The organism is Pantoea sp. EKM103V, from assembly GCF_011800365.1.
Classification (GTDB): domain Bacteria; phylum Pseudomonadota; class Gammaproteobacteria; order Enterobacterales; family Enterobacteriaceae; genus Pantoea; species Pantoea anthophila.
Map to the genome: position 1 here is coordinate 115,581 of NZ_JAALFQ010000005.1, position 25,575 is coordinate 141,155.

At 57.4% G+C, this 25,575-nt stretch carries 20 protein-coding genes and 1 tRNA gene; 12 read left to right on the forward strand and 9 right to left on the reverse strand.

Annotated features, from left to right (window positions below; genetic code table 11):
* Positions 1 to 7: 7 nt before the first annotated feature.
* Positions 8 to 3,058, reverse strand: a complete 3,051-nt coding sequence (fdnG, locus tag HFD97_RS12835; RefSeq protein ID WP_167432042.1) for a formate dehydrogenase-N subunit alpha — start codon at positions 3,056 to 3,058, stop codon at positions 8 to 10.
* A gap of 393 nt (positions 3,059 to 3,451) precedes the next feature.
* Here fdnG and fdhD point away from each other — a divergent pair, with 393 nt between their 5' ends.
* On the forward strand, positions 3,452 to 4,276 hold the full coding sequence (gene fdhD, locus HFD97_RS12840; RefSeq protein WP_167432041.1) for a formate dehydrogenase accessory sulfurtransferase FdhD: 825 nt from the start codon (positions 3,452 to 3,454) through the stop codon (positions 4,274 to 4,276).
* 22 nt (positions 4,277 to 4,298) lie between these two features.
* Here the strand turns inward: fdhD and HFD97_RS12845 are convergent, their stop codons facing one another.
* Entirely contained in the window at positions 4,299 to 5,075 is a 777-nt protein-coding gene (locus tag HFD97_RS12845) for a DeoR/GlpR family DNA-binding transcription regulator (RefSeq protein WP_167432040.1), read from the reverse strand.
* A 206-nt stretch (positions 5,076 to 5,281) separates the two neighbouring features.
* Between HFD97_RS12845 and HFD97_RS12850 the strand changes: the two genes are divergently transcribed.
* The 3 genes from HFD97_RS12850 (at position 5,282) to HFD97_RS12860 (ending at position 8,692) form a co-directional block, all read left to right on the forward strand.
* Positions 5,282 to 6,622: an aspartate aminotransferase family protein gene (locus tag HFD97_RS12850; protein ID WP_009088333.1), complete on the forward strand. Its 1,341-nt coding sequence runs from the start codon at positions 5,282 to 5,284 to the stop codon at positions 6,620 to 6,622.
* Between the two features lie 282 nt (positions 6,623 to 6,904).
* Positions 6,905 to 7,522, forward strand: a complete 618-nt coding sequence (sodA, locus tag HFD97_RS12855; protein ID WP_009088335.1) for a superoxide dismutase [Mn] — start codon at positions 6,905 to 6,907, stop codon at positions 7,520 to 7,522.
* 201 nt (positions 7,523 to 7,723) lie between these two features.
* Complete coding sequence (locus tag HFD97_RS12860) at positions 7,724 to 8,692, forward strand: VirK/YbjX family protein (protein ID WP_167432039.1); 969 nt, start codon at positions 7,724 to 7,726, stop codon at positions 8,690 to 8,692.
* Positions 8,693 to 8,700: 8 nt separating this feature from the next.
* Here the strand turns inward: HFD97_RS12860 and HFD97_RS12865 are convergent, their stop codons facing one another.
* The 6 genes from HFD97_RS12865 to HFD97_RS12890 all read right to left on the reverse strand — a co-directional run bounded on the left by HFD97_RS12865 (position 8,701) and on the right by HFD97_RS12890 (position 15,914).
* Positions 8,701 to 9,063, reverse strand: coding sequence for a YibL family ribosome-associated protein (locus HFD97_RS12865; RefSeq protein WP_058957163.1), 363 nt, complete (start codon positions 9,061 to 9,063; stop codon positions 8,701 to 8,703).
* Positions 9,064 to 9,165: 102 nt separating this feature from the next.
* Positions 9,166 to 9,711, reverse strand: a complete 546-nt coding sequence (gene mtlR, locus HFD97_RS12870; protein ID WP_181161962.1) for a mannitol operon repressor MtlR — start codon at positions 9,709 to 9,711, stop codon at positions 9,166 to 9,168.
* A gap of 64 nt (positions 9,712 to 9,775) precedes the next feature.
* Entirely contained in the window at positions 9,776 to 10,924 is a 1,149-nt protein-coding gene (mtlD, locus tag HFD97_RS12875; protein WP_046100926.1) for a mannitol-1-phosphate 5-dehydrogenase, read from the reverse strand.
* 94 nt (positions 10,925 to 11,018) lie between these two features.
* On the reverse strand, positions 11,019 to 12,953 hold the full coding sequence (locus HFD97_RS12880) for a PTS mannitol transporter subunit IICBA (protein ID WP_167432038.1): 1,935 nt from the start codon (positions 12,951 to 12,953) through the stop codon (positions 11,019 to 11,021).
* A 442-nt stretch (positions 12,954 to 13,395) separates the two neighbouring features.
* Positions 13,396 to 14,112, reverse strand: a complete 717-nt coding sequence (locus HFD97_RS12885) for a DUF3053 domain-containing protein (RefSeq protein WP_009088346.1) — start codon at positions 14,110 to 14,112, stop codon at positions 13,396 to 13,398.
* A gap of 203 nt (positions 14,113 to 14,315) precedes the next feature.
* On the reverse strand, positions 14,316 to 15,914 hold the full coding sequence (locus HFD97_RS12890; protein ID WP_167432037.1) for a gamma-glutamyltransferase family protein: 1,599 nt from the start codon (positions 15,912 to 15,914) through the stop codon (positions 14,316 to 14,318).
* Positions 15,915 to 16,645: 731 nt separating this feature from the next.
* Here HFD97_RS12890 and HFD97_RS12895 point away from each other — a divergent pair.
* The gene (locus HFD97_RS12895; RefSeq protein WP_009088351.1) at positions 16,646 to 16,942 is read left to right on the forward strand and encodes an HTH-type transcriptional regulator; all 297 of its coding nucleotides are present in this window, start codon (positions 16,646 to 16,648) and stop codon (positions 16,940 to 16,942) included.
* 37 nt (positions 16,943 to 16,979) lie between these two features.
* On the opposite strand, the gene HFD97_RS12900 is transcribed toward HFD97_RS12895, so the two are convergent.
* Complete coding sequence (locus tag HFD97_RS12900) at positions 16,980 to 17,576, reverse strand: HD domain-containing protein (RefSeq protein ID WP_150029923.1); 597 nt, start codon at positions 17,574 to 17,576, stop codon at positions 16,980 to 16,982.
* A 61-nt stretch (positions 17,577 to 17,637) separates the two neighbouring features.
* Between HFD97_RS12900 and HFD97_RS12905 the strand changes: the two genes are divergently transcribed.
* From HFD97_RS12905 to dppC, 7 genes are all read left to right on the forward strand, one after another.
* Positions 17,638 to 18,102 (forward strand): MarR family winged helix-turn-helix transcriptional regulator, encoded by a 465-nt coding sequence (locus HFD97_RS12905; RefSeq protein WP_046100928.1) that lies wholly within the window; start codon positions 17,638 to 17,640, stop codon positions 18,100 to 18,102.
* Between the two features lie 95 nt (positions 18,103 to 18,197).
* Complete coding sequence (locus HFD97_RS12910; protein ID WP_009088357.1) at positions 18,198 to 18,626, forward strand: organic hydroperoxide resistance protein; 429 nt, start codon at positions 18,198 to 18,200, stop codon at positions 18,624 to 18,626.
* Between the two features lie 304 nt (positions 18,627 to 18,930).
* Complete coding sequence (eptB, locus tag HFD97_RS12915) at positions 18,931 to 20,622, forward strand: kdo(2)-lipid A phosphoethanolamine 7''-transferase (protein ID WP_167432036.1); 1,692 nt, start codon at positions 18,931 to 18,933, stop codon at positions 20,620 to 20,622.
* Between the two features lie 124 nt (positions 20,623 to 20,746).
* Positions 20,747 to 20,823: transfer RNA gene (locus HFD97_RS12920), tRNA-Pro, on the forward strand.
* Between the two features lie 1,030 nt (positions 20,824 to 21,853).
* Entirely contained in the window at positions 21,854 to 23,464 is a 1,611-nt protein-coding gene (dppA, locus tag HFD97_RS12925; RefSeq protein ID WP_167432035.1) for a dipeptide ABC transporter periplasmic-binding protein DppA, read from the forward strand.
* A 171-nt stretch (positions 23,465 to 23,635) separates the two neighbouring features.
* Positions 23,636 to 24,655 (forward strand): dipeptide ABC transporter permease DppB, encoded by a 1,020-nt coding sequence (gene dppB, locus HFD97_RS12930; RefSeq protein ID WP_009088364.1) that lies wholly within the window; start codon positions 23,636 to 23,638, stop codon positions 24,653 to 24,655.
* Between the two features lie 9 nt (positions 24,656 to 24,664).
* Complete coding sequence (gene dppC, locus HFD97_RS12935) at positions 24,665 to 25,567, forward strand: dipeptide ABC transporter permease DppC (RefSeq protein WP_009088366.1); 903 nt, start codon at positions 24,665 to 24,667, stop codon at positions 25,565 to 25,567.
* Positions 25,568 to 25,575 lie beyond the last annotated feature (8 nt).

Genomic DNA, 25,575 nt, shown 5'->3' on the forward strand with positions numbered 1-25,575 from the left:
TCCACCGTTACGCTTTTTCGACTTTCACTAAAAATCCCTTGTACTCCGGGGTCTGCGAGTTGGCGTCGCCAACGGAAGGCGTCAGCGTATTGGCGAGGAAGCCCTTACGCGTGGTGCCCTCAAAGCCCCAGTGACAGGGAATACCCACGGTATCCACCGGCCTGCCGTCAATCATCAGGCGCGGGAGACGGCGGGTGACCACCGCTTTGGCCTCGATATAACCCCGGCGTGACGAGACTCTGACGCTGTCACCGGCCTGAATGCCTTTCTCCTCCGCCAGTTCGGTGCCGATTTCGACAAACTGCTCCGGCTGCGCAATGGCGTTCAGCAGGGCATGCTTGGTCCAGTGGCGGAACAGCTCAGTGATGGAGTAGGTGGTGGCGACGCAGGGATAGTCAGCGACCTCGCCCAGCTGTGCGACGTCACTGCTGAAGAGACGAACGACCGGGCTGTGACGCTGCTGCGGATGCAGGGGGTTGTCGGCGAGGGGACTCTCCATCGGCTCATAGTGTTCCGGGAACGGACCATCCGTCATTTTATCCAGCGCAAACAGGTGACCCATGCCATCGGGCTGCATGATAAACGGCCCGGCCTGCTGCTGAGGTGGCAGCGTGACCGGATAGTCCGGCACATCGATGCCGTGCCAGCGTGCGCCGTCCCACTCAATCAGACGGCGCTGCGGATCCCAGGCTTTACCCTGCGCATCCGCAGAGGCGCGGTTGTAGAGAATGCGGCGGTTGGCCGGCCACGACCAGGCCCAGCCGGAGACCGCGCCCAGCCCGGAGGGATCGGCATTGTCGCGCCGCGCCATCTGATTACCGTCCGGCGTCCAGCTGCCGCTGTAGATCCAGCAGGCGCTGGCGGTGGTGCCATCGTTACGCAGCTCCGAAAAGCTGTTGAGCTGCTGACCTTTTTTCAGCAGCAGCCTGCCGCTGGCGTCATAAATATCGGCCAGCGCCTGGCCGTTGCTCTCCTGCGCCACCTCTTCCGGCTCAGGATTGAACGGATCGCGGTAGTCCCAGCGCATGGCCATCAGCGGCTCAGGGTTTGCACCGCCTTCAAGACGATAAAGTTCACGCAGCCGCATAAACAGATTGCCGAGAATTTTTCCGTCGTGCAGTGCTTCTCCGGGCGGCTCGGCGGCAGCCCAGTGCCACTGCAGCCAGCGTGACGAGTTTGCGACCGATCCCGACTCTTCCGCGAAGCAGGAGGAGGGCAGACGGAACACTTCGGTCTGGATTTGCGCCGGGTCGACGTCGTTGAACGCATCGTGATGTTGCCAGAAGCTGGCGGTTTCCGTGCTGAGCGGATCGATCACCACCATAAACTTCAGCCGGGAGAGGGCCCGCACCGCCTTATTTTTGTCCGGGAAGGCGGCCAGCAGGTTAAAGCCCTGAATCAGACAGCCATTCAGCGCGCCCTGCTCCATCATCTCCGCCTGCGCCATGCAGTCGTAACTTTTGTCCCATTTCGGCAGCCAGTCGTAGCCCCACTGGTTTTCCGCCGTGGCCTTATCGCCGTAAAAACTCTTCATCAGGCTGACAAAAAATTTGTCGGTGTTCTGCCAGTAGTTGACCTGCCCCGGCAGAGGCGCAACCGGCGTGGCCTTCTCCAGCCAGCTGGCCAGTGTGGTCATCTTCTCGGAGGGCAGCGGCAGATAGCCCGGCAGACTCTGTGACAGCAGGCCGAGATCGGTAAACCCCTGTACATTGGAGTGACCACGCAGCGCATTGATGCCGCCACCCGGCATACCGATATTGCCCAGCAGCAGCTGGATCATTGCCGCCGTGCGGATAATCTGCGAGCCGTTAGTGTGGTGCGTCCAGCCCAGCGCATAGAGGATGGTGGCGGTGCGATTCGGCACGCAGGTCGACGCGAGCTGTTCGCACACCGCGATAAAGGCGTCCTGCGATGTGCCGCACAGGCGCGTCACCATCTCCGGCGTATAGCGGCTGGCATGGGTTTTCAGCAGGTTCAGCACGCAGCGTGGATGAGTGAAGCTCTCATCCCGTCGTGCATGGCCGTTTTCATCCAGCTCATAGTGCCAGCTCTGGCGATCGTACTGGCGGGTGTCGGCATCGTAGCCGCTGAACAGACCGTCGCTGAAGCTGAAGCCGTCACTGACGATCAGGGCCGCGTTGGTGAAGGCGCGAACATACTCCTGCTGGATCAGGTTGTGCTGCAGCAGATAGTTAATCACCCCCATCAGGAACACGACATCGCTGCCCGCCCGCACGGGCGCGTAAAAATCGGCAACGGCGGCAGAGCGGTTAAAGCGCGGATCGACCACGATGACCTGCGCCTTGTTCCGGGTTTTCGCTTCAATGACCCATTTAAAGCCGACCGGATGCGCTTCGGCCGGGTTGCCGCCCATGATCATCACCACATTGGCATTTTTGATGTCGTTCCAGTTGTTGGTCATGGCTCCGCGACCAAAGCTGGGGGCCAGCGCCGCCACGGTCGGGCCGTGACAGAGACGCGCCTGGTTCTCCAGCGCCAGAATGCCCAGCGAACGGGCAAACTTCTGGTCGAGCAGGCCGGTCTCATTACTGGTGGCGGAGGAGCAGAACATGGAGGTGGTTGGCCAGCGGTTTACCGTGACCCCTGCGGCGTTGGTGGTCTGGAAGTGGGCATCGCGATCCTGCTTCATCAGGCGGGCAATACGATCAAACGCCTCCTCCCAGCTGATGCGCTGCCATGTGTCGGAACCCGGTGCACGGTATTCCGGGTACTTCAGCCGCTGGTCGCTGTGAATAAAGTCGATCACGCCCGCGCCTTTGGGGCAGAGCGATCCGCGACTGACCGGATGATCCGGGTCACCTTCAATATGGTAAATCGAGGCGCTGGCATTTTTAGCGCCATCCCCCAGGCTGTAGATCAGCATGCCGCAGCCGACGGAACAGTAGGTGCAGTTATTCCGTGTCTCTCTGGCGCGAATGAGCTTGAACTCCCGGACACTGGCTAAGGCTGTGGTGGGGGCAAAACCGAGCAACGCCGCGCTGGTTCCCGCCAGTCCGCCCGCACAGATCTTAAAAAAACTCCGTCTGTTAATTTGCATGTTATCGTTCTTCTTTTCCGGCTCCATTGCGAAGCCCTGCAAAATAACAGCCCTGATTGCCTGTAAGTTGACCAGGGTCAACAGGTTAGCGATTAGTAATTCTTTTTCTAAATTTTGTTAAAAACCTGCAGCGGCGGAGCGGCATTGCAAGTCCATTTTCAGCGTCAGCCGCGGATGGCGGGGGTGATTTGCTCCCGGATGTTAATGCCGGAGCCGTTCCCTTCTCATTTTGCACACCCGCAGCCGTGGCTGCGCGCCTGGCACACCTGAAACCGCATGAATTGCCCCGCTGTTTATTTGCGCTGTGCCGGGCCTGCAGGCAAAATCAGACGATGTCAGCCCTTCGCCGTGCAGCCGCACTGGCAATTATTTATTAACAACAGGTCCTATTTTTTGAAAGCTATCCAGCCTGACTCAGGCGAAGATTTAACAACTCAGGCCGGCGTCAGCACAACGCAGGTCTGGCAGCGTGCCGATCTGATGACGGCTCAGCCTGACTGGCTGGCGGATGAGGTGCCGGTGGCGCTGGTCTATAACGGCATCTCTCACGTGGTGATGATGACCACGCCCAAAGACCTGGAGGCGTTCGCGCTGGGTTTTTCGCTGTCAGAGGGCATTATCGACGCGCCGGGCGATATTTTCGGCATGGACATCGTGCCGGGTTGTCACGGTATTGAAGTTCAGATTGAGCTTTCCAGCCGCCGCTTTATGGCGCTGAAAGCGCAGCGTCGTGCGCTGGCGGGCCGGACCGGCTGTGGCGTATGTGGCGTTGAACAGCTGGATCAGATCGGCAAGCCGCTGTCGCCGTTACCCTTTACCCAGACCTTTGCGCTGGATCAGCTCGATCGGGCGCTGGGACAGCTGAAAGAGTTTCAGCCTGTCGGACAGAAAACCGGCTGCACCCATGCGGCGGCGTGGATCCAGCCCGATGGTCAGCTGGCCGGCGGCTGTGAAGATGTGGGTCGCCATGTGGCACTCGATAAGCTGCTGGGCTATCGCAGCCAGGCCGCGTGGGGGCCGGGGGCGCTGCTGGTCTCCAGCCGCGCCAGCTATGAGATGGTGCAGAAGTCCGCCATGTGCGGCGTCGAGATCCTGTTCGCCGTCTCTGCCGCGACCCGTCTGGCGGTTGAGGTGGCTGAGCGCTGCAATCTGACGCTGGTCGGCTTCAGCAAGCCGGGCCGGGCCACGATCTACAGCCACCCGCAGCGGCTGCGTTAAATTACCTGCCGTTGCCGCTTCGCTAGACCACGATCAACCGGGGCAGCGCCTGCTGCAACGCATCCAGTTCGGCACTGTTATCCCCGCCGCTGTCGGTAATCAGCAGGCTGATCGCCTGCGGCGGCGCGTAGATTGTCCGGCTCACCACGCCCAGCTTGGTGTGATCGGCCAGCAGATAGCAGGCGGCGGATTGCTGAACCATTGCCCGGGCGATGGCCGCTTCATGCGGATGAAAACTGCTGGCACCACAATCGGCCTCAATGCCAACCGGCGACAGCAGCGCCACATCGGCGCGGTAACGGATGATTTCGCCCACGGTGATCTCACCGCGCGTCTGTTGCGCCCCGGCGGACATATTCCCGCCCAGCAAAATAATCTGATTATTCAGAGGCTGGTCTTCCTCTCCGGCGCTCAGCGCCAGCGCGGCCTGCAGGCTGTTGGTCACGATCGTCAGGCCGGACAGGGCGTGCAGCTCTTCTGCCAGCAGCGTGGTGGTACTGCCCGCATCAAGGAACAGCGTCTGTCCGGGCTGCAGCAACTGCGCGGCGGCGCGGGCGATCGCGCGCTTCTCCCGGGTCTGCGTACTGCGACGTTCCGTCAGCGGCGGCTCCGCCGAGGGTTCTATCGCCACCAATCCGCCATGAACGCGGCGCGCCAGCCCCAGGGCTTCCAGCTCGATGATATCGCGGCGCGCGGTTTCGCGTGAGACCCCCAGCTCCCTGATGATGCGCTCGGTACTGACCTGATTGAGTCGGGTCAGCAGGGCGCGGATGCGATGAAGGCGCGTTTCCTGCAGCATAGCGGTTTCCTTTTAAAGCGCGAAGAGCACGGATAATACGCCAGTGAGGCGCAGGAGTCCGTCTGAATCAGGCATCAGCTTAACGCGGCGATCTCCCTGCGTCATGTGTATTTTGTTGTATTTGTGTATTTGGTTGCATTTTATTTTCAGGCAGGCATGATGGAGGGGTCTGATCTTCCTCCTTCATCCTTGTCACGGGAGTCATTATGGCCACGCGTTCCACCATTATGGATACCAACAGTTTTCGTGCCGAACATGCCGATGCGCTGGACAGCGACACGCGCAAACTGACCGATAAACGCAGCAAAGTGCTTGGCGAATCCTATCGTCTGTTCTATCGCAAACCGGTTCATCTGGTGCGGGGTGAAGGGCAATACCTGTGGGATGCCGCAGGTGATAAATATCTCGATGTGTATAACAACGTGGCGAGCATCGGCCACTGCCATCCGGCGGTGATCGAGGCGGTGACGCAGCAGATGAAAATGCTGAACACCCACACCCGTTACCTGCATGAAAATATCCTCGATTACAGTGAAGCGCTGCTGGCGACCACACCTGCGGCGATCGATCGTGCGATGTATATGTGCACCGGCTCGGAAGCGAATGATCTGGCAATCCGCGTCGCGCGCGCCTTCAGCGGCGGCACCGGCATTATTGTCAGCAAGGAGGCCTATCACGGCACCAGTGAGCTGACCTCCGGTGCGTCGCCGGCGCTGGGCAGCGGACAGCCGCTGGCCCCCACCACACGGCTGGTGATGCCGCCGGATGCCTACCGGGTGGATGCGCCCGACCTTGGCGACTGGTTCGCTGACCAGATTCAGCAGCAGATTGATGACATGGCGGCGCACGGCATTAAATTTGCCGGTTTCCTGGCGGACTCGATTTTCTCCTCGGACGGTGTGCTGCCCAATCCGCGCGGCTTCCTGAAAAAAGCGGTCGATGTGGTGCACGCCAACGGCGGTATCTTTATTGCCGATGAAGTCCAGCCTGGCTTTGGTCGCACCGGCGACGCCTTCTGGGGCTTTGGCCGCCACGATGTGGTGCCCGATCTCATTACCACCGGCAAGCCAATGGGCAATGGCATCCCGGTTTCCGGGCTGCTGGCAAAAAGTGATGTGCTGGCCGCCTTCAGCGACTCAATTCCTTACTTCAACACCTTTGGCGGCAATCCGGTCGCCATGGCCGCGGCGCAGGCTGTGCTGAAGGTGATCACCGAAGAGGGGCTGCAGGAACACAGCCGGGTCGTCGGCGCGAAGCTGCTGGCTGAGCTGAAAACCCTGATGGATCGTTATGAGTGCGTAGGGGATGTGCGCGGTGCCGGACTCTTTATCGGCTTCGAGCTGGTGACCGATCGACACAGTAAAACGCCGGATAAAACCCTGGCGCTGGATTTAATCGAGAAGCTGCGTGAACATCGCGTGCTGACCTCGGTCGCGGGCCCCTATGGGAATGTGCTGAAACTGCGTCCGCCATTGGCATTCCAGGAGAGTGACATCGACTGGCTGGTCGGCGCACTCGACAGCGCACTGCGCGAGCTGGGCAGGTAGTCCGCAGGTCAGGCCTGACGCGGCAGGCGGGCGGACAGACCGCCTGCTCTGCGTGCGGAACCGGCATCCCGGTCCGGCGGACGGAGAGGGTCAAAAAGGCAGGGTGAAGCGCAGCATCTTGTAAAAACAACGGGTTGCTATTGCCGGATTTCTCAATTCCTTAAGTTTTATAGGGCATTGATTACCCTTTTACGCTACATGAATTTAACTATAATGATTCGACTGCTTACGCGGCACGTCCTGAATCCGTCGTGCTGCACCCACTAAATGGAGAGGAAGAACATGAGTTATTCACTGCCATCCCTGCCTTACGCATACGACGCACTGGAACCGCATTTCGACAAGCAGACGATGGAAATCCATCACACCAAACATCACCAGACCTATGTGAACAACGCTAACGCGGCGCTGGAAGGCACTGAATTTGCCAATCTGCCGGTTGACGAGCTGATCACCAAACTGGATCAGCTGCCAGCAGACAAAAAAGGCCCTCTGCGCAATAACGCAGGTGGTCACGCTAACCACAGCCTGTTCTGGAAAGGCCTGAAAACCGGCACCACGCTGCAGGGCGACCTGAAAGCCGCGATTGAGAAAGATTTCGGCAGCGTAGAAAAATTCCAGGAAGAGTTTGAGAAAGCGGCAGCCACCCGTTTCGGTTCTGGCTGGGCATGGCTGGTTAAGCAGGGTGACAAACTGGCTGTGGTGTCGACCGCAAACCAGGATAACCCACTGATGGGCGAAGCGGTTGCCGGCGTGTCTGGTTTCCCGATTATCGGTCTGGACGTGTGGGAACACGCATACTACCTGAAGTATCAGAACAAACGTCCTGATTACATCAAAGCGTTCTGGAACGTCGTTAACTGGGACGAAGCGGCTGCGCGTTTCGCTGCTGCTCAGTAAGTTAACCAAACGTAAACATAATGAAGATAAACCGGTAAATTCTATTTTGCCGGTTTTTTTTATCCCTATTTTATGCAGTCTCAAAGTGAACCAGAAATCGTAAAATATCCGCTTTAATGTTGTCCGATATTAACCTGCCGTTGATATTGGCCATGTTATTTTCAGTGACATCGTTGCTTAACTCTTTGTGTGTCGCTGATTATGTCAATTATAACTACTCATGAATCCACGACCGATTCAACTGCCTCGCTTTTTTTCCAGTTAATCAGTGGGAAATATGTGCCGGATAAACTCTGGCTGAGTAAACGCTTCCGGCTGAAATTTGTGTTAAGAACATTAATATCGCCGCTGACTACGCTGCATTATCTGGATGCGCTGTCGCAATTACCACAGCGCGCCCTGCTGATGAGCACCCAGGGACTGCTGCCAGCCAAGCTGCACCGGCCCTATCTGCGCTCGGGGATGAGCATCGCGGCCCGCGCACAGGCCATTCTCGATCACTACACCCTGATGAATAATCTGGCGAATCCGGCGCTGCGTCAGCTGCTGCAGAGCGCGTCTGATAATCCGCTGGCGACGCTGATCGGTAAAAATGGCGAGAAATTCCTGCTCTCCTGCAGCTCGGGTTATTTCGACCGTGAAGGTGAAGTGACGCTGGTATTGCGTTATAACGACGAAGTGATCGCCTCGCTCTCTTTTTCTATTCTGAACGAGAATAACCAGCGCACCTTATTAATTGGCGGATTACAGGGCCCGCGGAAACATATCAATAATGAGGTGATCCGCGAGGCGACCAAAGCGGCGCAGGGGCTCTTTCCGAAACGCCTGTTAATGGAAGCGGTATTTATTGTGGCGAAGCAGTGCGGCGTGGAAGCTATTCTGGCGGTGGGCGATGAGACGCACGTCTTCCGCAGTCTGCGTTATCGTCACAGCAAAGGGGATAAGTTCTTTGCCAGCTACAGTGAGTTCTGGCTGTCGCTGAGTGGCGAGGCTCGACCGGACGGGATGTTCAGACTGCCGCTGAGCCTGCCGCGTAAAACGCTGGAGGAGATCGCCAGTAAGAAGCGGGCAGAGTATCGCCGTCGCTATGAACTGCTGGATTCGCTGGCGGAGCAGGTTTATGCCGCCGCCGGCGAACACCAGGCCGATGTCGATCAGGCTGCCGCCTGATCGCGGGCTCAGAATGCGGTTCTGGCGAAGCCGGTCATCACTTTCAGACCCATTTCACGTCCCAGCGCGGTCATTGGATGCACCACGACCAGGCCGCGCACGCTTTTCTTCAGCGCACCCAGATTTGCCTGCTCTTTTTTGGTAATTTCGCGGCTGAAGCCCATCTTTTGCAGCTTCTGCGCTTCAGCACTCAGCTTTTCAACCCGCTGATTGCGCAGACGCTCAATTTCCGTGACCAGCGTTTCTTTCTCTTTCAGCAGCGCGCCCAGTTTCTCGGCATCACCCGATTCCAGTAACTGCGGCTCTTTGCGGTTCAGTGCGTCCAGCTGATCGCTGAGACGTTTGATTTCGTTCTTTTCTTGCTCTTTCATGACAACAACTCGTTGAGGAAAACAGGCCAAGGATACACCAAATCTGGCGCCGGTTCCCGACAGGTTAAGGCAAAAAAGGCGCCGCAAGGGCGCCTGACGGGATTAGCTGCCGGACTTTTTAAACGCCTGCTTCATACTGATGCGGGCGATAAGCTCGGTGAGGGAGAGAACCATGGTGGATCGCACCATCTGCAGATAGCGCTGCTGCTGCATGCTGCGCAGTTCTGCATCGTCGGTGTGAAACACCGGTGCGGGCGGCCAGGCGGTCACGCAGTGCAGCTCGCCAAAAGGGCCCAGAATTTCATCGTCGGTAAAACGATACTCCCCGGTGTCGTGATTCAGCTCTTCGCGGAGCGCCAGCAGCAGCTCAGCATCTTCATATTCGTGCCGGCTGATGACGCCCAGGCCGTAGATCAGCTTCAGTCGAACCGAGAGTTCGCCTAAAGGCCCATCGCCCAGCAGCAGCGGTTCTACCGCATATTTGACCGCATAGTCATCTTTGCGGAACACCTGCAGCACCAGCAGATTGACGGCTTCCGCCAATAGCTCAACGGCGGCGATCAGAAAGCTTCTCACCGAACGACCGGCGTTCAGGCGCTCAAGCACCCGGTTCTCAAAAGCTTGCTTCTCTTCCATTATTGCCTGCATGGGTTCAATACCGCCGTTGGGCGCAGGCGAACTGCGCCCGGCTTGCGTCACTAACACGCGCGCATTATGCCATAGCGTGCCAGGCGCTCACCACCGAAGCCACGACCTCGCTGTCAGCATCCAGCCCTGAGATCTCCGCCAGCGTCGCCTGTGGACCTTTCTCTGCCAGCAGGGCAGCCAGCTCCTGCGCCTGCGGGTCCTGGTCGCTGTGATAGTGCATCGCTGCGGCAATTCCCTGCACCAGGCTGGCGTGCGGTAAACCGTACTCCAGCGTCCCCAGCGTCGGCTTGATCAGGCGATCGCCCGCGCTGAGTTTACGCAGGGGCTGACGCCCGACGCGCTCAACCTCATCTTTCAGATAGGGGTTTTCAAAACGGCCGAGGATCTTGCGGATGTAAGCCGCATGTTTCTCTGCGTCAAAACCGTAGCGCTTAATCAGCACGGCGCCGCTCTCCTCCATCGCGCCTTTCACCACGGCCCGGATTTTTTCGTCAAGAATGGCATCGCGAATGGTCTGGTGACCCGCCATCTGGCCGAGATAGGCGGTAATCGCGTGGCCGGTATTCAGGGTGAACAGCTTACGCTCGACAAACGCCATCAGGTTGTCGGTCAGTTCCATACCCGGAATGGCCGGCAGGTCACCTTTGAACTGGGTTTTATCCACGATCCACTCGCTGAAGGTTTCAACCGTCACCTCCAGCGGATCGCTGCTGCCCGCTTCGGTTGGCGGCACGATGCGGTCAACGGCAGAATCCACGAAGCCAACATGCTGCTCCAGCCAGGCGTGATACTGTTCGGGCAGCGCCTTCAGCACATGCTGTTTCAGCTGGCTGGTGCCGCGCACCATGTTCTCGCAGGCGATGATATTTAACGGACGGGTGTTACCGTTGTCGCTGCGTTTTGCCAGCCCTTTGGCTACGCTACCGGCGATACGCTCCAGGATCTGCGGCCCCACGGCGGTGGTGACCAGATCCACCTCCGCAATCAGGGTGACGATTTCATCACTGGTGCTGTTTACCGCACTGACGCCTTTAACAGTTTCTGTTCTGGCCTGCTCGCCAACCACATGAACGGGGTACTCATGACGCGCGTTCAGTGCATCCAGCACCGCCTGATTCACATCAGCAAAAACCAGTTCGATACCTGCATCAGCCAGTAATTTGCCGATAAAGCCGCGACCAATGTTTCCTGCTCCGAAATGTAACGCTTTCATAATTTTTGACCCATATCAAATGACGATGGGGCGGGCAAACCCGCCCCAGGAAATCGGGACGGGCATGACCGCCCCAGGGAAAAACAGCCTTGAATTACGCGAGTGCCGGTTTGCCTGACAGGAGATCCAGCACTTCCTGCACGCTGCTGGTGTTCGCCAGCTTCTCAATCACGCTGTCATCATCCAGCGCATTGGTCAGGCTGGTGATGACCTGAATGTGCTCGTTGTTGCGGGCAGCAATACCAATCACCAGGCGCGCCACATCGTCCGCATCTTCGCCGAACAGGACGCCTGCCGGATACTGGCAGAACACCACGCCGGTTTTCAGCACGCGATCTTTGGCTTCCACCGTGCCGTGCGGCACCGCGATCGACTCGCCGAGGTAGGTCGGCGTCAGTTTTTCACGCGCCAGCATCGCCTCAACATATTCAGGCTCAACGTAACCGCCTTTCACCAGCTGCTCACCCGCAAAGCGGATGGCCTGCTCTTTGTTGCTGGCGCTCAGGCCGAGGAAGACGTTATCCGCGCCCAGCTTAAATAGATGTGCGTTGCCTTCATAGTAACTGTCTGACAGGGCGGTGTTGACCGTTTCACGATGGAGGTCGCTACGGTTTGCCGCCACCAGACGCTCGGTGAGGGTGCTGTAGAGCGCGCTGTCGAGGAAGTTGTTCAGCGAAATATGCTGTGCATGCGGTGCCTGGCGAATGGCGCGTTCGGTCAGGTCGCGGTGGGTGATCACCAGATCGACATCGCCCGGCAGAGCGTTGATGGCGGTATTGGTTACCGAAACATTGCTCAGACCCGCGTCCTGCACTTTCTTACGCAGCACGCCTGCGCCCATGGCGCTGGAGCCCATACCGGCATCACAGGCGACGATGATTTTACGGACGTGATGCAGATCGACGCTCATGGCATCGCTGGCGATAGCGCCACCCGCTGCACCCTGACCTTTCGACTGCGCTTTCATCTCATGCATGCGCTGGGTTGCCGCTTCGATATCGTCATCTTCTTTGACTTTGCTGGTTTTCAGCAGAATCGCAGAGACCACGAAGGAGACAGCGAAGGCGGCAGCAATCGCCGCGATGTTGGCGAAGTAGGCACCTTTTGGCGTCATCGCCAGCACCGCCAGGATAGAACCGGGTGAAGCCGGAGAGACCAGGCCGCCGTTCAGCACGGTCAGCGTGAAGACACCGGTCATCCCGCCCAGGATCACCGCCAGCAGCAGGCGAGGGGCCATCAGCACATACGGGAAGTAGATTTCATGGATGCCGCCCAGGAAGTGGATAATCGCCGCACCCCCCGCAGACTGTTTGGCACTGCCGCGACCAAAGAACATGTAGGCCATCAGCACGCCCATACCCGGACCCGGGTTGGCTTCGATCAGGAAGAAAATCGATTTGCCCGCTTCACTCGCCTGCTGGATACCGAGCGGCGAGAAGATGCCGTGGTTAATGGCGTTGTTCAGGAACAGGATTTTCGCCGGTTCAACGAAGATGGAGGTCAGTGGCAGCAGGTTGTTCTGCACCATCAGGTTCACGCCGGCGGCGAGAATGTGAGACAGACCTTCCACCAGCGGACCGATGGCCAGGAAAGCCAGCAGCGCCAGGATCATCCCGATAATACCGGCCGAGAAGTTGTTAACCAGCATCTCGAAGCCGCTTTTGATTTTGCCGTCGATAGCCCGGTCAAACGAGCGGATAGCCCAGCCACCCAGCGGACCGGCAATCATCGCGCCGAGGAACATCGGCATATCGGCACCCACGATCACACCCATGGTGGTGATAGCACCGACCACGCCGCCGCGATCGCCGCCCACCAGACGCCCGCCGGTAAAACCGATCAGCAGCGGCAGCAGGTAGGTGATCATCGGGCCGACCAATTTGGCCAGCGTTTCGTTAGGGATCCAGCCGGTTGGAATAAACAGTGCGGTGATGATACCCCAGGCGATAAACGCCCCGATGTTTGGCATCACCATATTACTCAGAAAGCGACCAAAGCTCTGTACTTTGACCTTGACTGATGAGGACATAAACCCACCCCTTATTGAGACGCGCTGCAATAGGAGAGCGCGTTTGTTTTTGTTTAGCCACCCCGACCAGAGCCGGTGGTATTACTGTATGCACGCGGACTCTATCACGCGAATCTGGCACTGCGTAGGGCCCGGAATAAGTGTGATCCACATCACTCATTTGCGGTGGGGACGGGGGCTATTAGCGTGACTTTGATCACAAATACAGAGGCGGGCACGGTGACTTTGCCTGAATTCTGACCGGCGCACCGGCTTATCTGTGATGAATATCACATTGGTGATGGCAGGGTTTGTTATGTAAATGTGACTGAGATCACAAACTATTTTTGGTCGAAAATGCGCCAGATCACACTTTAGTCAGCGGGGGATTCAGGGGCAGAAGAGGCGGGGAAAAAAGGGGCAGGGAGAGGGGCAGGCGATCGGTGCCTGCCCGTAAAAAGTGTTACTGCAGACCCGCCTGAACGGCGGCCTGAGCCTGAGGCAGAGCCTGCGCATTGGCTGACACGGTGCTCATCAGCGCATTGTATTGCGAAGCCTGCTCCTGGGTCGGGAACTGCACACCGCCATCATTGAAGCTGACGCGGGTTCCCTGCGATTGCAGGAAGTCACCGGCCTGGACCGCGCCCTGACTCAGCGCCTGCAGCTGAGGCAACAGCGGGATCAGCTGATTGGCAGGCACCGTCACCACTTTGTTGTAGGCGCTGTCGTAGACCTTTTTCAGGTCATCCTGCTGCTTCAGGGTCGCTTTGCTGCTGTCCGCCTGCATTTTGGCGCTCTCAATCTGCTGCGTGACGATCACCAGGGCGCTGGTGGCCTGGCGGAGTGAGTCACGACGGCTGAGGTAATCCTGCGGCACGCGAATGGCAGACAGCTCATCGACCACCGGGCGCATCCCCTGCTCAACGGCTTTATTCGCCTGCTGTGAGAAGCCATACAGGATGGCGTAATCGCTGGCGAAGTTGCCAAAACTCTGCTTCTGATTTTCGCTCAGGCTGGGCAGATGCTCGCCGCTGCGCATAACAGTATTCTGGAGGAAATCGATAAATGCTTTGCGCTGCTCGCCTTCTTTATCACCGCACGCGGTGAGTTGCAGCACGATCAGCACGCCAGCGATCATCATGCCGCTGCGTGCCAGGATGCGGGTAAGTCCTGAAGCCATGGGTTCAACTCCTGTCGGTGATACTGTCTGATATCCAGGTAAGAATGGCCTAAAGAATAGAACAATCCCTGGTCACGGCACAATGTGAAACCACACGTGAAACAGAGACTTTCTGCAACCCGCGCCGTCGCACCTCCGCGCCGGGGCGTCAGGGCGTGCCGGGCAGCACGCCCTCTGTGATGCGAAGGAGGCTGAACCTCGCTTCAGAACACCACCGCCTGACCATCTTTGCGGCTCTCGCTGGCCGCAATGTAGAAGCCCTGAGGATCGCGTACGATTGCCTGCGCACCGCCAAAATTGTAATTGCTCAGCGGATCTTCCAGCACCACGTTGTGTCCCATGCGGCGCAGGGTGCTCAGGGTGTTGCGATCGATCGTTGACTCAAACACCACCTCGCGTCCCTGCACCACCCGCCAGCGCGGCGCATCGATCGCCGCCTGAGGATTTTGCCGGTGAAGCATGATGCGCAGCGCCAGCTGGACATGCCCCTGCGCCTGCATCGGGCCGCCCATTACGCCAAACGCCATCAGCGGCTGGCCCTGCTCATCCCGCGCAAAGGCCGGAATGATGGTATGGAAGGGGCGCTTACCCCCCGCCACAAGGTTGGGATGAGAGGGGTCAAGTGAAAACCCGGCACCCCGATTCTGCAGGCTGATGCCCGTGTCAGGCACCACCACCCCGGAGCCAAATCCCATGTAGTTAGACTGAATAAATGAAACCATCACGCCGCTGGCATCGCCGGTTGCCACATAAACGGTGCCGCTTTGCTGCGGCGACCCAAAGCGAAAATCGCCCGCCTGGCCGGGGTCAATCAGCGCGGCGCGCTGGTGGAGGTAGTCGCTGCTCAGCAGGCGGTCAGCCGGAAATTCGAGGTGATCTTCATCGGTGACATAGCGCTCCAGATCGACCAGCGCCAGCTTCATCGCCTCAATCGACAGATGCAGCCACTGCGGAGAATCGGGCGCGTAGCGATGAATCTCCCACTCCTCCAGTATGCCGAGCGCAATCAGGGTGGCGATGCCCTGACCGTTAGGCGGCAACTCCTGAACCGATCCGCCGGCAAACGGATGGGAGAGCAGGGTGACCCAGTCGGCGCGATGATTTTTCAAATCCTCCAGCGTCAGGGCTGCGCCATGCTCGCGGGCAAAGGCTGCCATCTTCTGCGCCAGTTCACCGCGATAAAAACTCTCTCCCCGGCTCTCAGCGATCGCCTGCAGGGTGCTGGCCTGCGCCGGGTTGCGGAAAATGTCACCCGCGCGCGGTGGGCGGCCCTGCGGCGCAAAGCAGCGGCTGAAGCCAGGCTGATCCCGCAGCTTGTCATAGCCGCGCTGCCAGAGCTGAGCAATCAGCGGTGAAACCGGAAAACCGTCGCGCGCATAATCGATCGCTGGCTGTGCCAGGGTGGTCAGCGGCAGTGTGCCGAAGCGCTCAGCCAGGGTGACCCAGGCCGAGACAGCCCCCGGCACGGTGACGGACTCCCAGCCGGTTTCAGGCATGGTGTCTGAAGCGGCAAAGCGTTCAGGATGCCAGGCGGCGGGGGCACGACCGGACGCGTTCAGCCCGTGCAGCGTGTGACCGTCCCAGACAATGGCAAAGGCATCGCTGCCGATGCCGTTTCCGGTCGGCTCCAGCACGGTTAAGGCCATGGCCGTGGCGACCGCCGCATCCACGGCGTTACCTCCCTGTTGCAGCATACGAAGACCGGCCTGCGCCGCCAGCGGCTGGGAGGTGGCGACGGCGTTACGTCCCATCATCGGTACGCGATAAGAGGGATAGCCGACATTGAAATCTGTTTCACGCATCGCTTTTCCTTAGAGAGTTCAGCTCCCGGTCTGGCCGTCATCGGCGTGCCATAGCGCCTGCACTTCTTTCGCGCAGGCGCATCAGCATTGACGGAGCGCTGCACCGGCAGAAGGCAGAGACCGTTTCATCAGGGAGTCTGCTGTTTTATCCGGTGATGTCTGGCCGTGCAGAATAGGTGATTCATCCACAACCTGCTGTGAGCCGCCGCGCGGCCGCGCACAGGGGGTTGCCAGGACTATTCTTAATTTCATAAAGGCAGTGAATATAAGTGTTCAGGAAGTAAACCATTGGCGTATATTTTGCACTCACTATCTGAAGAGGCAGACTGCCTCACAAAATTGAGAAGATGCCTGCAAAAAGCATGACGGCACCCGCATAAATAGCAAACAGCATTTGATTTTTTTGTCCGCTATGAGGGCACAAAAACCAGCTGCCTCAGCGTCTTAGCGGCGTCGGAACATCTCCGGCAAAAGATAGTGAAAAAAATAATGAGAAATTGCGCGGCAAATAGTCAGGTCTCTATCCATACTTAGTCTCCCGGCATTTGTTGCATTGAACTGACACCTTTTAAAGCAGTGCACAGCAGGCTGCGTCCCGTAGTGGTTTCAAAAATAACAAAAACAAACCCTTGCGGGATCCAGCCTGTAACAGGCCCGGTTTCAGAGCCCCAGGTTGAGGCTCTTACCTCTCTACTTTCACGTGCTTCATAGCGAGTTTTAAGGAGTTCTCTATGGAATTAAAAGACCCGATGTTTGAATTGCTCAGCAGCCTTGAGCAGATTGTTTTGACACGTGATGATCGCGCCGCCGACTTACTGATTCAGCGTCAGCAACCCGCTCAGCCAGAGCCACAGCGCCTGCGCGAAATGACCGGCATGCAGGTTGATGAGTTTGCTAAAGTGATGGGCGTCAGCGTATCTTCCGTGAAAAGCTGGGAAGCCCGGCGCACCCGTCCTTCTGCGACGGCACAGAAACTGATGAAGTTGTTACATGCCAATCCCTATCTTGGACGGCAGTTGCTCGACTAAGCCTGCTTCAGAAAAGAACCCGCCGCTGGCGGGTTTTTTATGCATGTAATTCGCTGTATTTGGCGGCCTGCTTCACGAACCAGCTTTCCGGGACGTTATAGGGTGATTCCCGCAGCTGTGCGATCCCACTCTCTATAATGGTGGAAGCCTGCTGCCATAACTGTGCATCGCCCTGTTTCAGCAGCGTAATCTGTATCTGCTTTTCCACCAGATAGACGCGGGCAAAGTCAGGATCGAAGCGCACAATCGCGCGGGTATTGTCGATGATATCGGCCAGTTTTATGGTTTGCGCCTCAGGACTGGCGCTGGCAGTATGGCGAAAGTGCGCCAGTTTACGGGCTGCCCGATTTTTGGCCGTGGCAGGCGCGCTGTCGGTCAGCATTTCTACCAGGCTAGCCACGCGCGCGCCGAAGTGGGCTTCTATATCGCCCGGCGTGGTCGGTGTATCTTCCACGGTGTCGTGCAGCCAGGCGGCTGCCAGCAGGGCATCATCATGGCTGACGCTGCGCACCAGCTCCACGACCGCCGCCGGATGAACGATGTAAGGCTCGTCGGTATATTTGCGGCGCTGACCGGCCCGGGCATGCGCCTCGGTGGCGAAACGACGCGCCTGTTCTTCCAGTGAATTCTGCATGCCTGTTCCCCTGATAAAAGTTTGCTTGCAATTATCTAGTGCGCTACCTATATTAAACACCATGAACAGTGATCAAGATGACAAAAAAGTGAAACCGATGCCACTGTTGGTCGATCAGCAGCTCTGCTTTGCGCTTTACTCTGCCAACCTGGCGATGAATAAAGTCTATCGCCAGTTGCTGAGCCAGCTCGACATCACCTATCCGCAGTATCTGGTGATGCTGGTGCTGTGGCAGAAAGATGATGTCACCGTCTCAGAGATCGGCGAGCAGCTCTTTTTAGACTCCGCCACCCTGACGCCCCTGCTGAAACGACTGGAGAGCGCAGGTCTGATTAACCGGCAGCGTACCCGTCAGGACGAGCGTCAGGTTGCTGTGACGCTCACCGAAGCGGGCGAGGCGTTGCGCATTAAAGCCGCCTCTATTCCTGAAGCGGTGAAATGCGCCACAGCCTGTGACGATGAGACCCTGCTGGCGCTGAAAACAGAGCTGGATGGGCTGCGGGATAACCTGAACCAGTCCCGATAAAAATTGCTGACGGGTGCGTGGCACCCGTTAAACCTCATCGCCTGATATCGCACAGATAAGTAGCGGGCGATTAAATAGCGTAACGGAGAAATGTCATGTCTTTAGAACAAGTGGTTTACCGCGCCAAAGCCAAAGCAACCGGTGGTCGTGATGGTCGTGCAACCTCTTCTGACGGTGTACTGGACGTGAAACTGGGTGTCCCGAAAGAGATGGGCGGTGCAGGCGGCGAAGCGACTAACCCTGAGCAGCTGTTTGCTGCGGGCTACTCTGCCTGCTTCATCGGTGCGATGAAGTTTGTGGCAGGCCGTGACAAGATCGCCATGCCAAAAGATGCCTGGATCGAAGGTGAAGTTGGTATCGGTCCTATTCCCAACGGCTTTGGTATCGAAGCGACCCTGAACATCCATCTGCCAGGCATGGATGAAGCAGAAGCGCAGAAGCTGGTTGATGCGGCGCATATCGTTTGTCCTTACTCAAACGCGACCCGCAACAACATTGACGTGACGCTGAATATTATTCGCTAAGCGAACAGCGGGCCTGAGTCTCTCAGGCCCTCTTTTTTCCATCCCCGATTTCGCTCTGCCACCCTCTGTTTGTCCGCCACGATCTGTCTTGTACAAAAAATGTGCTAATCAGGTCGACAAAGATTATTTTCTGGTCTATCAAACGCAGCCATGTTTTACTGGGCCACCTCGCGTTATAGCCCATAAACCCGTTCAGAATTTTCCTTCATCTTGTCCGGCCCGCTTATTCAGCGAACTCTGCCGCGATTCGGCAGTCACATTAAAGATTTGTCAGGCGCTTCACACCGGAGAAACCCCCTTTTTCATGAATTACATTAAAACGCTAACGCAGCAAAAGTTATCGCTATTGCTGGCGCTCTATCTCGGTATCTTGCTGAATTTACCGATTTTCTATCGTCGTTTTGACGGTTTTCTGAAGCAATCTACAGTCACGAACTGGCTGACGGCGGTCACCGAGGTTGTGGCGATCGTGCTGCTGACATTCTTCCTGATGCGTCTGCTGTCGCTGGGAGGCAAGTGGTTTTATCGCGTGCTCGCCACGCTGATTGTGCTGATTTCTGTTGCCGCCGCCTATTACATGGCGTTTTTCAACGTGGTGATTGGCTACGGCATTGTGGCGTCGGTGATGACCACCGACACCGATCTCTCTAAAGAGGTGATCGGCTACCACTTCGTTCTGTGGATGGTGCTGGTCAGTGCGTTACCGTTGCTGATGATCTGGCGCAACCGGCTGAGCATGACGCTGAATGAGCAGTTGCGTACGCCGGGACAGCGTCTGAAACCGACCCTGATTATGCTGCTCTGCGTGGCGCTGGTCTGGCTGCCAATCCGTTATTTCGACAAGCTGCAGAAGCATAATGAAGAGATCACGAACATCGATCTGCCGAGCTACGGCGGCGTGGTCGCGCACTCCTATCTTCCTTCCAACTGGCTGGCGGCGGTCGGACTGTTTGCCTGGACCCGCATGGATGAGTCGCTGCAAAGCGAGGAACTGCTGGATCCGGCGAAGAAGTTTACCTACGTCGCGCCTGCCGGGCTGGATGATACCTATGTGGTGTTTGTGATTGGTGAGACCACGCGCTGGGATCACATGGGTATGCTGGGTTATGAGCGTGACACCACGCCTAAACTGTCGAAAGAGAAAAATCTGGTCGCGTTCCGGGGTGAATCCTGTGATACCGCAACCAAGCTGTCGCTGCGCTGCATGTTCGTGCGCGAAGGCGGCACGATGAATAATCCGGGCCGTACGCTGAAAGAGCAGAATGTGTTTGCGGTGATGAAAGAGCTGGGCTTCACCTCTGAGCTGTTTGCGATGCAAAGCGAAGTCTGGTTCTACGACAACGTTAATGCCAATAACTTTGCCTTCCGTGAGCAGATCGGTTCCGAGAAGCGCAATCAGGGCAAAGCCGTGGATGATATGCTGCTGGTGCCTGAGATGAAGGCGTCGCTGGATCGTTTCCCGAAGGGCAAGCATCTGGTGATCCTGCATACCAAAGGGTCGCATTATCTCTATTCACAGCGTTACCCGCGCAGCTTCGCGAAGTATCAGCCGGAGTGTATGGGGGTGGATGAGACCTGCAGCAAAGCGCAGTTGATCAACGCTTACGATAACTCGGTGCTTTATGTGGATAGCATGCTGGACAGCGTGCTGGATCAGCTGCGTGATAAGAAGGCGATTGTCTTCTATGCCGCCGACCACGGGGAGTCGATCAGCGAGAATATGCATCTGCACGGCACGCCGCGCGAGATGGCGCCGCCTGAGCAGTTCCGCGTGCCGATGATGGTCTGGGCGTCTGATAAGTATCTGGAAGACAGCCAGAACCGCAATAATTTTGAGCGTCTGCAGGCGCAGCAGCGTGTGGGGCGAACCCATCGTCACGTTGAGCTGTTCGATACCATCCTGGGTTGTCTGGGGTATACCTCGCCAGATGGCGGCATTAACCCGGCCAATAACTGGTGCCAGGCACCGGCGAAAAGTCAGGCTAAATCGCTGTAATGGTGTACGAAAGGGGAGGGCAGGCGGCTGATTTCCGGTAACCGCATGCTTTCCAGGCGATCGGCGGCAAAAGCTTAAAAAGCGGTTGACGCTAATCCGGGGTAGCAGTAACATGCGCCCCCATCGGCGAGTAGCGCAGCTTGGTAGCGCAACTGGTTTGGGACCAGTGGGTCGGAGGTTCGAATCCTCTCTCGCCGACCATCTTTAAGAAACCTGTCTTTTCAGACAGGTTTTTTTTCGTCTGTTGAAAGGCAAAGAGTGATTTTTGAGCGGGCTTCAGGAAACGTATTCCCGGCAGCCGCATCCCGTTTCAGAAAGGTGGCGGCTGATGCTGAGCCGGCTTCAGGGAGCATACGCCTTTCGCAAAGACGCAAAACCCGCCATCCCTGGCGGGCTCAGCGCGGGCCATCCCTGGCCCGCTATGCTTTGCTACAGGCGTATGCTCCCTTCGCTTCACGTCCTGCAGTCGCATCTGACGCTATCCAGACCTGAACCTCAAATGAATCTGACCGGGTTACCTGAGCAGGCTCGATCTCCCCGCTAAGCAGATACGATCATAGACGCGCTCTCACAGTGAACCGGCTCACCGCGTCCTTCACAGCTTCACGTTTTATCTGTCCTCTTCCAGAAAGTTCCAGAAAAAGGCATTCGCCGCGCCAGATGCTTGCCAGCCGTTATTATCGCCGTTTTCCTGCTCGCAGGCCTTGCCACATCAGAGATGCCACCATAATTCGCGACACGTTCTTCTTATGACCGAAAGCAGCAACATGCTGATTTCTTATACATCAAAACCAGCATATTCCGCTGGATGAACGTCATAACGCACGGTGAATCGTTCAGTTATTCAACATTTGCCGGTAAAAGTTTTAAGTTTTTTAGCGGTGAGAATCACTAGCGATAAAGCTGGCATCCAGCACAATGCACGGATATCGGGGCTGCAGCACTGTGCATTGTATGGCTTTTGTGCGGAAACGGTATTTATTACCGTTGCATGCTATTCCTCACACTCTGTGTAAATAAGTAACCCTTGTATTGACGTTCTTTGCAACTGTTGACAAATTGATGCGTCAATAAGCCGCAGTTACGGAATTTTCTGAATGCCCAACCCGCTTCGGAAAAACAAAAAAAACGTAGCGCGATTTAACCACCTGTTCGGTGGTACGCCTGAACCGCATAAAAAAACCAGAGGTCAGGCAATACACACAACATCACATCACAATGGAGCAAAAGCATGATCAACTCCCTGGCTAAATCCGGGATGCTGAAGGTCGGTCTGAGCCTGATTGCTATGACTGTCGCCGCCGGTGTTCAGGCAAAAACCCTGGTCTACTGTTCTGAAGGTTCTCCGGAAGGCTTTAACCCGCAGTTATTCACTTCGGGCACCACCTACGATGCCAGCTCACGTCAGATCTACAACCGACTGGTTGAGTTCACTGTCGGCACGACCGAACTGCATCCTGCGCTGGCAGAGAAGTGGGACGTCAGCGACGATGGCAAAACCTACACCTTCCACCTGCGTAAGGGTGTGAAGTGGCAGACGACCAAAGATTTCAAACCTACGCGTGACTTCAACGCGGATGATGTGGTGTTCACCTTTGAGCGCCAGCTGGATAAAAACAACGCCTATCACGGCGTCTCCGGCGGCAGCTATGAATATTTCGAAGGCATGGATATGCCGAAGCTGATCAGCAAAATCGAGAAGGTGGACGACAACACCGTACGCTTCGTGCTGACCCGCCCTGAAGCGCCGTTCCTTGCCGACCTCGGCATGGACTTCGCCTCTATCCTGTCCAAAGAGTATGCGGACAACATGCTGAAAGCCGGCACGCCGCAAAACGTCGACCTGAACCCGGTCGGAACCGGTCCGTTCCAGCTGCTGCAATACCAGAAAGATTCGCGCATCCTCTACAAAGCGAACCCGAACTACTGGGGCGAAAAGCCAAAAATCGACCGCTTAGTCTTCTCCATCACCCCGGATGCGTCAGTGCGCTACGCCAAACTGCAGAAGGGTGAGTGCCAGGTCATGCCTTATCCGAACCCGGCTGACATCGCACGCATGAAGCAGGACAAAAACATCAACCTGTATGAGCAGGCTGGCCTGAACGTCGGCTATCTCTCTTACAACGTTGAGAAAAAACCGCTGGATAACCTGAAAGTGCGTCAGGCACTGACCATGGCCGTCAACAAAAAGGCCATTATCGACGCGGTTTATCAGGGTGCAGGCCAGCCGGCTAAAAACCTGATCCCGCCAACGATGTGGGGCTACAACGACGCGGTCAAAGACTACGCCTACGATCCTGAGAAAGCTAAAGCGCTGCTGAAAGAAGCGGGCATGGCCGACGGCTTCTCCATCGACCTCTGGGCGATGCCGGTTCAGCGTCCTTACAACCCGAACGCACGCCGCATGGCGGAAATGATCCAGAGCGACTGGGCGAAGATTGGCGTGAAAGCCAAAATCGTCACCTACGAGTGGGGCGAATACCTGAAACGCGCCAAAGCGGGTGAGCATCAGACCGTCATGATGGGCTGGACCGGTGACAACGGAGATCCGGACAACTTCCTGGCGACCCTGTTCAGCTGTTCAGCCGCGAAAGATGGCTCTAACTACTCGCGCTGGTGTGATAAATCCTTTGAGGATCAGATCCAGCCTGCGCGCGCCACCGCCGACCAGGCGAAGCGTATCGAGTACTACAAACAGGCACAGGTTGTGATGCATGACCAGGCACCGGCGCTGATGATCGCGCACTCTACGGTATACGAACCGGTCAGCAAGAAAGTCACCAGGTACAAAGTCGATCCGCTGGGCGGACACTACTTTGCTCAGGTAGACATTCAGGAATAATTGTCGCCTTTTCCGGGGCGGCCCTGCGTCGCCCCGGCTTTTTCTCCCTGTTTTACTGGAAACGGTAGAGGCGCAGTCTGACTGCGTCGCGGTCGGACCTACCCGATCGTCAGATGTAAGCAATAACAACCCTCGCGGCGACGGTCGCGCGGAGAAGAGAGAACCCGGATTATGCTGCAGTTCATACTCCGACGTCTGGGCCTTGTCATCCCAACGTTCATCGGTATTACATTACTCACTTTCGCTTTTGTTCACATGATCCCCGGCGATCCGGTGCTGATCATGGCGGGCGAACGCGGGATTTCTCCTGAACGTCATGCACAGTTAATGACGCTGCTGGGTCTGGATCAGCCGCTGTGGAAACAGTACCTGAACTACATCAACGGCGTACTGCATGGCGACCTGGGCGTTTCACTCAAGAGCCGCATCCCGGTCTGGGATGAGTTTGTTCCGCGCTTCAAAGCGACGCTGGAACTCGGCATCTGCGCCATGATATTTGCCGTTGCGGTGGGCATCCCGGTTGGGGTCCTGGCCGCCGTGAAGCGTGGCTCCATTTTCGATCACACCGCCGTAGGCATCTCCCTGACCGGCTACTCCATGCCGATCTTCTGGTGGGGCATCATGCTGATCATGCTGGTCTCGGTGCAGCTCAACCTGACGCCGGTTTCCGGGCGGGTCGGCGACACCGTCTTCCTGGATGACAGCATGCCGCTGACCGGCTTTATGCTGATCGACACCTTCTTCTGGGGTGAGCCGGGCGACTTCCATGACGCGGTCATGCACATGATTTTGCCAGCCATCGTGCTGGGCACCATTCCGCTGGCGGTGATTGTGCGTATGACGCGCTCGGCGATGCTGGAAGTGCTGGGTGAAGATTACATCCGCACGGCGCGCGCCAAAGGCCTGACGCGGATGCGGGTGATTGTGGTGCATGCGCTGCGCAACGCCATGCTGCCGGTGGTCACGGTCATCGGTCTGCAGGTCGGCACGCTGCTGGCCGGGGCGATTCTGACCGAAACCATCTTCTCGTGGCCGGGTCTGGGTCGCTGGCTGATTGAAGCGTTGCAGCGCCGTGATTATCCGGTGGTGCAGGGCGGTGTGCTGCTCACGGCAGTACTGATTATCCTGGTCAACCTGCTGGTTGATCTGCTGTATGGCGTGGTGAACCCGCGCATACGTCACAAGAAATAAGGGGGCATCATGTCTGTTGTTGATCCCGGCAGCGTTACCGTTGCACCCAAGCCGATGACCCCGTTTCAGGAATTCTGGCACTACTTTAAACGTAACAAAGGCGCGGTAATTGGCCTGGTGTACATCATCATCGTGTTGCTGTGCGCCATTTTTGCCGATGTGCTGGCACCGCATGCGCCGGCTGAGCAGTTCCGCGATGCGCTGCTGCATCCGCCGGTCTGGCAGGACGGGGGCAGCTGGAACTTTATTCTGGGCACCGATGATGTGGGCCGCGATGTGCTGTCGCGCCTGATGTACGGCGCGCGCCTGTCGCTGCTGGTGGGCTGCCTGGTGGTGGTGCTGTCGCTGATTTTCGGCGTGATATTCGGCCTGCTGGCCGGTTATCTCGGCGGCCTGGTCGACGTCATCATCATGCGTGTCGTTGATATCATGCTGGCGCTGCCCAGCCTGCTGCTGGCGCTGGTGCTGGTCGCCATCTTTGGCCCCTCGATCGTCAACGCCTCTATCGCGCTGACCTTTGTCGCCCTGCCGCACTACATCCGTCTCACCCGTGCGGCGGTGCTGGTGGAGGTGAACCGCGACTATGTCACCGCCTCCGGCGTGGCCGGTGCCGGTATGCTGCGTCAGATGTTCGTCAATATTCTGCCTAACTGCCTTGCCCCGCTGATCGTGCAGGCGTCATTAGGCTTCTCCAACGCCATCCTGGATATGGCGGCGTTGGGCTTTCTCGGTATGGGTGCGCAACCGCCAACGCCGGAGTGGGGCACCATGCTCTCCGACGTGCTGCAGTATGCGCAAAGTGCCTGGTGGGTGGTGACCTTCCCTGGATTGGTCATCCTGCTTACCGTGCTGGCATTTAACCTGATGGGCGATGGTTTGCGTGATGCACTCGACCCGAAACTCAAGCAGTAAAGAGGCAC